The organism is Mammaliicoccus sciuri (assembly GCF_002901825.1).
Classification (GTDB): domain Bacteria; phylum Bacillota; class Bacilli; order Staphylococcales; family Staphylococcaceae; genus Mammaliicoccus; species Mammaliicoccus sciuri.
Genome location: NZ_PPQD01000034.1, coordinates 54491 through 66534, shown reverse-complemented (window position 1 = coordinate 66534; position 12044 = coordinate 54491). Strand labels below are relative to the sequence as shown.

12 protein-coding genes and 7 tRNA genes are annotated in these 12044 nt (G+C 32.4%); 5 read left to right on the top strand and 14 right to left on the bottom strand.

Annotation, left to right across the window (positions count from 1 at the left end):
* The first annotated feature begins 101 nt into the window (after nt 1-101).
* Nucleotides 102-1703, top strand: coding sequence for a phosphoenolpyruvate carboxykinase (ATP) (pckA, locus tag CD035_RS11780; RefSeq protein WP_048539512.1), 1602 nt, complete (start codon nt 102-104; stop codon nt 1701-1703).
* Nucleotides 1704-1724: 21 nt separating this feature from the next.
* On the opposite strand, the gene CD035_RS11775 is transcribed toward pckA, so the two are convergent.
* Nucleotides 1725-2501, bottom strand: coding sequence for an alpha/beta hydrolase family protein (locus tag CD035_RS11775; protein WP_174435712.1), 777 nt, complete (start codon nt 2499-2501; stop codon nt 1725-1727).
* A complete protein-coding gene (ytkD, locus tag CD035_RS11770; RefSeq protein WP_048539511.1) occupies nt 2485-2949 on the bottom strand; it encodes an RNA deprotection pyrophosphohydrolase in 465 nt (154 codons plus the stop codon). The genes CD035_RS11775 and ytkD overlap by 17 nt, the downstream gene beginning before the upstream one ends.
* A gap of 66 nt (nt 2950-3015) precedes the next feature.
* Between ytkD and CD035_RS11765 the strand changes: the two genes are divergently transcribed.
* Together CD035_RS11765 and yidD are read left to right on the top strand one after the other, a co-directional pair.
* Nucleotides 3016-3801: a hypothetical protein gene (locus CD035_RS11765; protein ID WP_048539510.1), complete on the top strand. Its 786-nt coding sequence runs from the start codon at nt 3016-3018 to the stop codon at nt 3799-3801.
* Nucleotides 3802-3811: 10 nt separating this feature from the next.
* Entirely contained in the window at nt 3812-4036 is a 225-nt protein-coding gene (gene yidD, locus CD035_RS11760) for a membrane protein insertion efficiency factor YidD (protein ID WP_025905546.1), read from the top strand.
* Between the two features lie 46 nt (nt 4037-4082).
* On the opposite strand, the gene menC is transcribed toward yidD, so the two are convergent.
* The 4 genes from menC to CD035_RS11740 form a co-directional block, all read right to left on the bottom strand.
* Nucleotides 4083-5081 (bottom strand): o-succinylbenzoate synthase, encoded by a 999-nt coding sequence (menC, locus tag CD035_RS11755; RefSeq protein WP_048539509.1) that lies wholly within the window; start codon nt 5079-5081, stop codon nt 4083-4085.
* Nucleotides 5068-6477 carry an o-succinylbenzoate--CoA ligase gene (gene menE, locus CD035_RS11750; protein ID WP_048539508.1) on the bottom strand — a complete coding sequence of 470 codons (1410 nt, stop codon included), beginning with the start codon at nt 6475-6477 and terminating at the stop codon, nt 5068-5070. The genes menC and menE overlap by 14 nt, the downstream gene beginning before the upstream one ends.
* 116 nt (nt 6478-6593) lie before the next feature.
* Entirely contained in the window at nt 6594-7760 is a 1167-nt protein-coding gene (locus tag CD035_RS11745) for an MFS transporter (protein ID WP_025905549.1), read from the bottom strand.
* 141 nt (nt 7761-7901) lie between these two features.
* On the bottom strand, nt 7902-8741 hold the full coding sequence (locus tag CD035_RS11740; RefSeq protein ID WP_048539507.1) for a DegV family protein: 840 nt from the start codon (nt 8739-8741) through the stop codon (nt 7902-7904).
* Nucleotides 8742-9187: 446 nt separating this feature from the next.
* Between CD035_RS11740 and CD035_RS11735 the strand changes: the two genes are divergently transcribed.
* Together CD035_RS11735 and CD035_RS11730 are read left to right on the top strand one after the other, a co-directional pair.
* Nucleotides 9188-10057 (top strand): DMT family transporter, encoded by an 870-nt coding sequence (locus tag CD035_RS11735; protein WP_048539506.1) that lies wholly within the window; start codon nt 9188-9190, stop codon nt 10055-10057.
* Between the two features lie 323 nt (nt 10058-10380).
* Nucleotides 10381-10797, top strand: a complete 417-nt coding sequence (locus CD035_RS11730) for a hypothetical protein (RefSeq protein WP_048539505.1) — start codon at nt 10381-10383, stop codon at nt 10795-10797.
* Here CD035_RS11730 and CD035_RS11725 read toward each other — a convergent pair.
* The 8 genes from CD035_RS11725 to CD035_RS11690 form a co-directional block, all read right to left on the bottom strand.
* On the bottom strand, nt 10794-11054 hold the full coding sequence (locus CD035_RS11725; RefSeq protein WP_229412550.1) for a hypothetical protein: 261 nt from the start codon (nt 11052-11054) through the stop codon (nt 10794-10796). The genes CD035_RS11730 and CD035_RS11725 overlap by 4 nt on opposite strands.
* Nucleotides 11055-11366: 312 nt before the next feature.
* Nucleotides 11367-11455 (bottom strand) — tRNA-Ser (locus CD035_RS11720).
* Nucleotides 11456-11497: 42 nt separating this feature from the next.
* Nucleotides 11498-11569 (bottom strand) — tRNA-Glu (locus tag CD035_RS11715).
* Nucleotides 11570-11572: 3 nt separating this feature from the next.
* Nucleotides 11573-11647: transfer RNA gene (locus CD035_RS11710), tRNA-Asn, on the bottom strand.
* A 7-nt stretch (nt 11648-11654) separates the two neighbouring features.
* Nucleotides 11655-11728, bottom strand: a tRNA-Gly gene (locus tag CD035_RS11705).
* An 18-nt stretch (nt 11729-11746) separates the two neighbouring features.
* Nucleotides 11747-11822 (bottom strand) — tRNA-His (locus CD035_RS11700).
* Between the two features lie 20 nt (nt 11823-11842).
* Nucleotides 11843-11915, bottom strand: a tRNA-Phe gene (locus tag CD035_RS11695).
* Between the two features lie 20 nt (nt 11916-11935).
* A tRNA-Asp gene (locus CD035_RS11690) sits at nt 11936-12011 on the bottom strand.
* Between the last annotated feature and the right edge of the window lie 33 nt (nt 12012-12044).

Sequence of the window (12044 nt, the reverse complement as noted above, 5' to 3'; positions counted from 1 at the left end):
TAACAAATTCACTCATTAGTATAGACTATATATTTTAATGTGTTATACTAATTCCATGAAAATGCTTACAACACTAATATTAGACATGGGGGTCGTCATTTATGGCAATACAGTCAATTACCGAATCAATCGAACTTTCAAACCTTTTAAAGAAGGACACTACACTACAGCAACTTTCTAGAACCGAATTGTACAATCACATTCTAGAAGCAGGAGAAGGCGTATTAACAGAATCTGGCGCAATCAGAATGGAAACTGGTAAATACACAGGTCGCTCTCCTAAAGACAAATTTATCGTTAAAGAGGAAGATACTGAACAAGATATTGATTGGGGTACAATCAACCAACCTATCTCAGAAAGTAACTTTTTAAATTTATATGATCAAGTTATTGACTACTTAAACCAAAAATCACAACTTTATGTCTTTAATGGATATGCAGGTGCAGATGAATCATCACGATTAAATTTACGCGTGATTAACGAAATGCCTTGGCATAATTTATTTGCACAGAACATGTTTATCCGCCCAGAAACTAAAGAAGAAGCACTTAATATCAGCCCTAATTTCACTGTTATTAGTGCACCAGGATTTAAAGCTGATCCAGAAAAAGACGGTACAAATTCTGAGACATTCATTATAACTTCGTTCAAACACCGTGTCATACTAATTGGCGGTACTGAATACGCTGGTGAAATGAAAAAAGGTATATTCTCAGTGATGAACTATTTATTACCTAAAAAAGGCATTATGAGTATGCACTGTTCAGCAAACGTAGGTTATAACAAAGATGTAGCTTTATTCTTTGGTCTATCTGGTACAGGTAAAACAACGTTATCTGCAGATCCTAATAGAAAATTAATCGGAGACGATGAACATGGTTGGAACGAAAATGGTGTCTTCAATATTGAAGGTGGTTGCTACGCTAAAACAGTAAGTCTTAGTCGTGAAAAAGAACCACAAATTTACGATGCTATTCGTTATGGTACAGTTCTAGAAAATGTTACCGTAAATCCTAATGGTTCAGTTGATTATGACGACACTACATTAACTGAAAATACAAGGGCTGCATACCCAATAGATTTTATCGATAATATTATTACACCATCAATAGCTGGTCACCCAAATACAATTATCTTCTTAACTGCAGATGCATTTGGCGTATTACCACCTATTTCTAAATTAGATAAATCTCAAGCTATGTATCATTTCTTAAGTGGTTTCACTTCTAAGTTAGCAGGTACAGAAAGAGGCGTAACAAGCCCTCAACCAGTATTCTCAACATGTTTCGGTTCACCTTTCTTACCATTACATGCGACTGAATACGCTGAATTACTTGGTAAATTAATTGATGAACATAATGTAGATGTTTATCTTGTAAACACTGGTTGGACTGGTGGCGAATACGGAGTAGGTTCAAGAATGGATTTGAAACATACCCGTTCAATGATTCGTCGTGCAATTAGTGGAGAAATTAAGAATTCAGAATTTGTTCAAGATGATATCTTTGGCCTTAATATCCCGAAACATGTACCAGGTGTACCTTCGGAAATATTATATCCACGTAATACATGGGTATCTTCTGACGCATATGACGAAAAAGCAAAATTACTTGCTAAGAACTTCAAAGAAAACTTCAGTAAATTCGGAGAGTCTTCTGAACATATTCAAGAAGAAGGCGGATTTACGTATAATCGCTTATAAAATACTAAAAGAGCTTGGGCCTTATTGGTCCAAGCTTTTTTCACATTTATACATCCATTCTTTGATTTGTAACAATGTTTGCTTTTCTATTTCTGGTCTTAAAACATGCCCTTCTCCATTTAAATAGATCGTTTGATGATCAACCGCTTCTTGCTTTAAATGTTCTTCTAAATGATATGCCATATTAATATTTACTTGCTTATCTTTATCACCATGAACGATTAATATAGGTGGACTGTCTTTATGAATAGATTGCAATGCATTTCTACGTGCATAAGCTTCAAATTGTTTTTTAGGATGTCCAACCATTCTTTTTAACATCCCTCTTAGATCTATTCGTTCTTCGTACATCATTAGTAAATCTGACACGCCGCCCCATATAATATAACTCGTTGCTTTCACTTTTTGATACGTAAGTAAGCCTTGAATACCTCCTCTAGAGAATCCAATCATATGAACAGGAACATTTGGATAATGTGATTTTAATATTTCTATACCTTCTATAACATCATGAAGGTCATCACCACAAAATTCGTCTCTACCTTCACTACCGTTACTACCTCTGTAATAAGGTGCAAATACAATTGTATGTTTATCTTTAAATTGTGCCATACGACCTGGTCTCACTCTACCTACTTGTCCTTTGCCACCACGTAAATATACAACTATGCGATTAACACGTTCATTTGGTGTCATCAACATGCCTCTAACTTTCAATTCATCCACTTCATATATCACTTCTTCAGTTAGATGATGATTAAAGAAAACTGGCATTTTTTTCTTACTGTAGAAATCCAAGTTTATACACCCTTTCAACGCACTTTAATATTGCTGTATCTTTTAAAAGAAAGCTCTTTTCTTCTTCAGGTATATCATTAATTTCTTTAGCAATAACGGGTCCATAAGTTTCGAAATATGCTTTATTGCTATCCAATGATTCGACCTCAATAAAATAGACATCTTTATTAAATGGGATTTTATCATGTACAGTATATGAAGCTATAAACGTTATATTTTTAGCGACCGCACCCGTTTCTTCATATAATTCACGCTGAACAGCCTCTTTATTCGTTTCATTTGGTTCAACTTTCCCACCAGGAAATTCAATACCTCTTATCTTATGATGCGTTAACACATATTCATTATTAAAAATCGGAATACCAAGAACATGTTTCGCATTTTGTTGATCTGTTGGACATTTATATACTAAATCAACATCCAATCCATTTGGATCTTTGTAGCGCATGATACACGACCTCTTTCTTCAATTATGATAAACTGTATATACATATTATTAGGAAGGTAGAAGATATTGAAAAAGTTAACCTTAACGACCTTAGTATTAACAATTACTCTTATTCTAGCAAGTTGTAGTCCAGAAGGTCAAAATAAATTTGATGATAGTAGCGATGCTATCGAAGCTTTTCAAAAAAACATTAAAAAAGTAGATTCACATTCGATTAAATCTAGTAACGAAACAACAGTTGATTTTCAAGATAAAAAAACAACGCTTAAACAACTGTCACATGGCCGAACAAACCACCATGATAAACTTGCATTTAATGTCGAACAAAAAAGTAATACAAAACAAATTCCAGTGCATAATAAAAGTGTTTGGATTGATTCAAACGAAATCAAATCCTCACCTAAATCTAAGTATTTAAATTATCATGCAAAAAATGCCGAAATAGATTATTATCAAAAAATTGGGCAAGATTGGTTCGATTTAACGACTTTTAATCAAAGTTTACTAAAACCTATTGAAGATGATGTCACTTTAGAAAACAATACTCTTTCATATGAAGGTACAGGAAAAGTTATGGAGTATCTCTATCAACTAGGATTTAGTCAATCACCACTGGCAGATCAAGCGTCATTAAGCAATATTAATGACTTAAAAATTAAAAGTGGTAAGTTTAAACTTACATTCCAAAAAGACAAAACATTACCAAAAACGTTAACCTTTAACATTAAAGCAACTGGAAAAATTAAAAATGAAACGATTAACATCCATATGAAACAGACAACAGATTTCTATAAATTCAATTCCACTGATGTTAAACCATACCAGAACTTAACGAAAAACAATTATAAATAGGAGCATTGATATGAAAAAAGTATTTATTAAATTAATACGCCTTTATCAACGATATATATCCCCATTGACACCACCTACATGCAGGTTCCAACCTACATGTTCTAACTATGCTGTTGAAGCTATTTCAGAATATGGTGTCATAAAAGGAACTTGGTTAGGTACGAAACGTATCTTAAAATGCCACCCATTTCATCCAGGTGGATACGATCCTGTTCCACCTAAAAAAGATTCATAACATTTATTTAAAGGCATATGCGCTAAAAATTTAGCACATATGCCTTTTATTTTGTTAATTTATCTTTATCAACGATTGGTGGCAAATATTTAATTTGATGACCTTGAGTCTTTGAACTATTAACAACGAAATCTTCTGTAAAGTAATAATCACTTGGTGTTACATCACTCGGATAAGAACTTTGCTGAGCTAAGTATGCAGTATAGTAACTACTGAGTCCAAATTCATACATCCCACCTATGACATATTTAAGTTGATGTTCGCGACAATATTCTATAATTTCAAGCGCTTTATCTATACCTCCAACACGTGAAGGTTTAATCACAACACCATCGATCAGATTATGCTGATTAAATTGAATAATTTGCTCTAAATTTAAAGCACTTTCATCAATAAATACTGGTAACTTAAGCGCACTGATATGCTCAAAATAGTCCTCATATTTAGAAAATGGCTGCTCAATATATATAAATTGTTCATCTTTAAATGTATTTAATAAAGACACATGTTCATGATTTAACACACCATTTGCATCAATCGCTCTTTGTATTTGTGGATAATGTTCTGTTAAAAAATCTATATCTCGATTAACTTCTTTATGCCATTTTATTTTAATTCTCGTTGGTAATTCACCATTATATTGCTTAAAATAGTGTTCAATATTTTGATTAATTGTTGCACCATATGCCACTTCAATCGGCTTTAACTCATGAAATTTCTGAAAGAATATCATAGACATAACGCTACGTGCATTCGGATATTCGATGAGTTCATCTATTAATTCACAACATAATGGATAACTATTAAAATCAACAAATTCATGTTTTTCAAACCATTTTATTAAAGTTTCTTCAACTTTATCTATTGTCTCGAAATGATACCAGTCACTATTAAACGCATTACATTCACCATAATACGTATACCCATTCATATCTTGCCATTCTACAATTAATGCTTCTCGCTCATTTAATGCTATTAAAGGTGTTCGTATCGGTACTCTGAAAGGTGCTTTGAATCTATAGAAATGCAAACTATTTTTTCTCATTCATGACCCACGCCTTTACTTTATATCTTGAAAGTTTACCAGTTGAAGTTCTTGGAATTTCGTTTATTTTATAAAAGTATTTTGGGTGTTTATATTTTGCTAATTTATTATTGAGTATATTTTTAAATGTATCATCTTGGATAGTCTGTTCCGCTTCATACACTAATGCAGGTACTTGACCCCACTTTTCATCATCAACTGGTACAACAACACAATTTTGAACATCCGGATGAATTAATATAACATGTTCAATTTCAAATGGATAAATATTTTCTCCACCACTAATGATTAAATCTTTTCTTCTATCATAAATATATACATAACCGGAATCATCTATTGATCCAACATCACCTGTTTTAAAATAACCATCTTCAAATGTATCTGAATTCTGACTACCTGTTAAATAGCCATTCATCACATTGCCACCGGATACAGCGACTTCCCCATGTCCTTCTTCATTTTGATTTAAAATTTTGAGTCTTACATTTGAAGGTACTTTCCCTACTGTGCTTGGTTCTTCACGTAACATCTCTGGACTTGCTGTAACAAACTGAGAGCATGTTTCAGTCATACCAAACGAATTATATATCGGCAATTGATTGTCTAACGCTTTATTAATCATCGTTTCAGATAACTTTGCGCCGCCTAATAATATTTTTTCTAATTGATATGGTTGTGTTAACTCATCTTGCATCAACCATTGTAGTGTTTGAGGCACTAATGAAATATGTGTGATGTTATCATTTTTAATTAAATGTATCACGCGATCAACATCAAATTTCGGTTCTAAAATAAGAGTAAAACCTTCAATTAAACTACGTATTAACACACTTAAACCTGAAATATGGTATATCGGTAAGACGGACAACCATCTCGTTGATTCATCATAGCCGAGACTTTCTTTGCAACCCATTGCACTAAAATAATGATTTGAAAAAGTTTGTGGTACAGCTTTTGCAGGACCAGTTGTACCAGAAGTAAACATAATCGTCGCAATATCATCCATATCAAACGTAAAATCATAATCCTCATGTTTAATGTCGTCCAAATGTATATCCTCGATATCGATACAATTTTGTTTAATATGTAAAGTTTTATACGTAAAGACAGTTTGAACACCAATACTGTCCAATTGTTGTTCAATTTCGACTGGTGTTAACTTTGTATTAATCATAACCACTTCTACATTTGCTAACCAAGCTGCAATGATAAGTGATGCATGTTTAATATCATTCTTTATATATAGTCCAACTCTTTTCAATTGTAGTTGCTTAATGTAATGTGCTTTATTTTTAGAATCGTTAAATAGCTCTTCATAAGTTAATTCAACATCACCTTGTTGAATTGCAATTTTATGTGGTGTTCGAGCCACCTGTTGTTCAATCCAATGTTTCATCGTTTGGACCTCCTTATACCATTATTCATTATAACGATATTTTTGAATTTAAACATAAAAAATGCTTTAAAACATCAAAAAACCTAGGTGACAAATTCACCTAGGTTTTCAGCATATTAGATTGCTTCTTTTTCTCTTCTTTGTGTAACGAATCGTTCAAGTAATAAGAAGACAAGGCCTATAATTGTTAAGAATGGCGCGACTAACGCTAGGTCCTTAACTTCTAATTGACTTACTACGATACCGCCGATGAACGCACCAAGAGCATTACCGATGTTAAATGCAGATTGATTCATCGTACTAGCAAGCATTGGTGCATCTTGTGAAATGACCATACTTTTAAATTGTAATGATGGACTCATACTAAATCCAATCAAACCAAATACAAAAATACCAACAACCATTAGCAAGCTATAATTTTGAATAAAGTACATCATAAAGATATATATTGGAAAGACGATAAATATCGTATTCAATGCTTTATTTAAATTCCAGTCTGCTAATTTGCCGCCAATAATATTACCAAATGTTACACCAACACCGAATATAATAAGCACAAATGAAATCCAACGTTCTTCTATATGCGAAACGTTAATTAATATTTGAGAAATATACGTGAAATAAGCAAATACACTACTGAATCCGAACAGTGTTACACCTAGTGTCAGCCAAAGTTTAACATCTTTTAATACACTCAATTCATTTTTAATTGAAATCGGCTGTGTATCTTTTTGATTAGGTACAAATCGAATAATACCTATTAATGTTAATAATCCTAGAACACTAATAATAATAAATGTCATTTTCCAGCCAAAAATTTGGCCAACAAATGTTCCGAATGGTACACCAATGATGTTGCTCATTGTTAATCCCATAAACATTAAAGCCATTGCACTTGCTCTTTTATGAGGGGGTACCATACTTGCTGCAAGTATTGAACCTATACCAAAGAATGAACCGTGTGCTAAAGCGGCAATAATTCTACTTAACATAAGCGAACCATAATTAGGCGCAATACCACCTATCCCGTTACCTACTATAAAAATAGCCATTAATAAGACGAGTAAATTTTTTCGAGGTAATTTATAAGTCGCTAACACTATAATCGGTCCGCCAATTGCAACACTCAATGCATAACCTGTAATCAATTGACCCGCATCGGATACCGTTACATCGAGATCTCTCGCTATATTAGGTAACAAACCCATGATTACAAATTCAGTCATACCTATCGCAAAAGCACCAAGGCTAAGTATCCAAATCGCTAAAGGATATTTTTTCATGTCTCAACGCTCCTTTAATCTTATTATTTTAATCAGATTTATCCATATTAGTACTTTTGCTAAGCAATTACAAGAGTTTTTTTGAATTTTGTATAGAAAAAAACCTGAGTTAATTTTTTCTCAGGTTTTTAAACGTTTTCATTATTGAGTTTGTATCCAACCTATTCCAATCGTGCCATATCCAGTATGAACAGATGCTACAGGAACTAATGGTTCGATATATACACTTACATCTTTATTTAAAGTTAATATGCGCTCTTTCCACACATGTGCTTCTTGCTCATTCCCAGCATGTAATACACCAATATGTGTAACACCTTTATCAATAATTTCTTTAATATGTGTGATTAAATAAGCTTCTATTTTCTTGTTGCCTCTAGACTTAAGTTCTAAGTCGATTGTACTGTTCTCTAATTTCAATAATAACTTAATATGAAGCAAACTACTTAATAAATATTTGCTGTTCGAAACCCTTCCACTATTCTTTAATTGTTGTAAGTTTCTCGGCAACAAATATAATTCACTTGTATGTTTAACTTCTTCTAACTTATTAACGATTTCTTCAAATGAATAGTCCTCATCATAAAGTTTTCTACCATACTCGACTAATTCTTTTTGAGGAAAGCTACCTGTTCCACTATCAATTACATGAATTTCCATTGGGAAAGATTGTGCAGTTGATAGCGATGATGCATATGTGCCTGATAAACTACTAGAAGGATGAACTGCAATAACATGTGTATAGCCTTCTTCTTGAATTTGCTCATACGTTTCAATAAAATCTTGAGGTGTAGGTTGAGCCGTTTTTGCACCATTACCATTTTCTTTTAACATATCAAAAAATAACTTTGAACTTTCAAATTCTGAGTCTTTATAAGGTTTGTCATTAATAATTGTAGATAAAGAAACGACAAATAAATCTTTATCATCCATATTTTGATCAATATAAGTTGTTGTATCAATTAACCACGCTAATTTCATTACTTCCTCCATTGTATATACAATAAATGCATTCACTTTATAACTAAGTATTTTTAACCTAACTTAATTAATAACATATAATCAATATTGAAACAATTAAAAACAGAAGAGATAAGTTAAAGCAATCATATAATAATTACCACAAATATCATTCTAGTATAATAAATTGATAAACACACTGAAATACCAATACTTTCACAACAATGAACAAAAATAAATCTCTAAAAAAATCCATAAAAATTATTATTAAAATATATTATTTACAAGATTTAAAAGTTTATTAAAAAATGATGATAACCTATACGCATTTAACCTTCATATGCTATCATTTTAATATTCATATCTAATTAGGAGACAAAACATTGACCTTATTAAAAACAGAACTACAAGAAAAAGATTATCCAATCAAACATTTAAAATTATAATTTATAATTGAGGTTTTGCTTATGAACAAACTGACAAATATATTGTTACTTATTTCAGTTATTGCCATTTCACTAGCTGCAATATTGGTAAAGCTATCAAACGCCCCTTCTAGCGTGATAAGCATGAACAGGATGTTTATAGCAGTCATCTTACTAGTACCTTTTGCATATCGATATAAAAAAGAAATCTTTAAATTAAATCTAAAAGACGTGCTTTATCTTATATTAGCTGGTCTATTTTTAGCGCTTCATTTCGGATTATGGTTTGGTTCATTAAAATTAACAACCGTTGCTAGTTCAACAGTCATATTATCTTTACAACCCATTATTGCGATTATCGCAAGTTTCTTATTTTATAAAGAAAAAATAACGCTAAAAGTTTTGAGTACAATTTTAATATCATTTATCGGTGTTGTAATCGTAAGTTGGGGCGACTTTAATATAACTGACTTAACTGTAATGATTGGTAATGTATTGTCCTTATTAAGCGTAATATCTATAGTGTGTTACCTAATGATCGGAAAGAATGCAATGCTCAAACTCACACATTGGGTTTATAGCATTATCGTATTCTTCTTCGCAGGCGTCTTTTTACTTATTTATAACATCATCACGCATGCTACATTAGTAAACTATTCAATGAAAGAATGGCTCTTATTTATATCATTGGCAATTTTCCCAACAATAGCACACGTCATATTTAATTATCTCTTAAATATAATCAATCCAACAACCATATCAATGAGCATGCTATTAGAACCCGTAGGCGCCTCAATATTAGCAATATTTATCCTTAAAGAATACTTAGGATACGTACAAATACTAGGTATCATTATCGTACTCGTAGGCGTGTATTTCTTCTTAAAAGCACAGAAAACTGAAGTGACATGAATATTTAAGAATATTTAAAGGCTAGGACTTAAATAAAAAAGTCCTAGCCTTTATTTTGCCCATATGTCGTAACAAGGTTACAATAAAGTAAATTTATATCTACTTAAATATAAAGGAATGATACACATGTCTAAATACACATTAGACAGCACATTTTTATACATGGTTCTTATGACATTGCCACTTATTTTTATAATGCCTATATTGTTTAGTGTTCCACTTATTTTATTAATTTTTAGTATTAAAAAGAAAGAAGACTGACATACTTTTATAAATACTCGTGTTCACTAGCGTTATAAATAATTAGAAAGGGTGAAATGAAATTGAAAGCTAAAAAAATGGATAAAATGTTGTTTCAATCTAAATTCCCTGAAGTTGAGGTCTTACTAGAATCTGAAACATCAACTAAGATTGATAAAGAGTATGTAATAGGTTCAATATTTGTGACAATACAAGAAATTATATTAGTGCAGCATAAAGCAAATTTAACTTTTCAAATCCCGTGGTCAGAGGTTGTTTCATTAGATACAATAGAAAACTTTATTTCTAGTAAATTAATTTTAGATTATGGTGAAAATCGAATGTTAATCTTTTCTTTTTCATCGAGTGATCCAGTTCATGCAATTCAAGTATTTTACAAAATTTTAAAGCTAGAAAGAGAGATTAAACAATTTAACAATGATGATGTAAAAGCACTTCAACATAATAATGAACAATTGATTAAGGTATGTTTAATTTAAAATAGCAATGCTACTAATATAGTGATAATCATAGATAAGAAGCTTAATATAGTTGGTATACTAATACCTATCCAAAAACGTTTTGATGTAACTTTATTATCGTTTATTTCATTTTTCAACTCGGAAACAGCATTTTTTATTTCTCCTGATAAAACATCTTTAGTTAAGGAAATTTTATCATTGATTGCATCGAATCTATTGTTCATATTTATTTCATGCTGCTGAAATTCTCGTCTTGTAATATATTCACTATTCATAAAAACACCTCCTTATATACTCCCACTTTCTTGTTTAATTAAGTATATATTATAATAAAATCAAATTGACAACAATATAGAATGTCAAAATTATCAAACTCTTATTTATAATATAGTAATCCCCTTCTCTACCTAGTCTTGGAATCTAATTTATGTTGGCATCAAAAACACTAAAATAACATGCACGTTGGCATATGGTTGGCACAAAATTTTATTTACCACTCTTTAAAAAAGTCATAAAAAAGAAACCCCACTATCATGGGGTTTCTAGCAATATCAACGTCTTGGATTAGTTGATTATTAAGGTACAAGCGGAGAGTGAGGGATTCGAACCCTCGAGACGCTTGTGGCGCCTACACACTTTCCAGGCGTGCTCCTTCGGCCAACTCGGACAACTCTCCACAAACAAAAAAATCAGAAGCGATATTTCACCTCTGATTATATGACCCCTACGGGATTCGAACCCGTGTTACCGCCGTGAAAGGGCGGTGTCTTAACCGCTTGACCAAGGGGCCTTATGGCTCCACAGGTAGGACTCGAACCTACGACCGATCGGTTAACAGCCGATAGCTCTACCACTGAGCTACTGTGGAATAATAATGGAGCGGGTGATCGGAATCGAACCGACAACATCAGCTTGGAAGGCTGAGGTTTTACCACTAAACTACACCCGCTTAAGTAAATAATATATATGGGGCGACTGATGGGAATCGAACCCACGAATGTCGGAACCACAATCCGATGCGTTAACCACTTCGCCACAATCGCCATACTTGTTTAAAAAAGTATGGCTCAGGACGGAATCGAACCGCCGACACAAGGATTTTCAGTCCTTTGCTCTACCGACTGAGCTACTGAGCCATACATTAATTTTTAAAAAATGGCGGTCCCGACGGGAATCGAACCCGCGATCTCCTGCGTGACAGGCAGGCATGTTAACCGCTACACCACGGGACCATCATTAAAGCTATTGCGGGAGGCGGATTTGAA

Excerpts from the sequence above, each read along its gene's own strand:
- CD035_RS11735 (WP_048539506.1), top strand. The coding sequence starts at position 9,188 with ATGAACAAACTGACAAATATATTGTTACTTATTTCAGTTATTGCCATT.
- CD035_RS11745 (WP_025905549.1), bottom strand. The coding sequence starts at position 7,760 with ATGAAAAAATATCCTTTAGCGATTTGGATACTTAGCCTTGGTGCTTTT.
- pckA (WP_048539512.1), top strand. The coding sequence starts at position 102 with ATGGCAATACAGTCAATTACCGAATCAATCGAACTTTCAAACCTTTTA.
- CD035_RS11740 (WP_048539507.1), bottom strand. The coding sequence starts at position 8,741 with ATGAAATTAGCGTGGTTAATTGATACAACAACTTATATTGATCAAAAT.
- menC (WP_048539509.1), bottom strand. The coding sequence starts at position 5,081 with ATGAGAAAAAATAGTTTGCATTTCTATAGATTCAAAGCACCTTTCAGA.
- ytkD (WP_048539511.1), bottom strand. The coding sequence starts at position 2,949 with ATGCGCTACAAAGATCCAAATGGATTGGATGTTGATTTAGTATATAAA.
- yidD (WP_025905546.1), top strand. The coding sequence starts at position 3,812 with ATGAAAAAAGTATTTATTAAATTAATACGCCTTTATCAACGATATATA.
- CD035_RS11725 (WP_229412550.1), bottom strand. The coding sequence starts at position 11,054 with ATGAATAGTGAATATATTACAAGACGAGAATTTCAGCAGCATGAAATA.
- menE (WP_048539508.1), bottom strand. The coding sequence starts at position 6,477 with ATGAAACATTGGATTGAACAACAGGTGGCTCGAACACCACATAAAATT.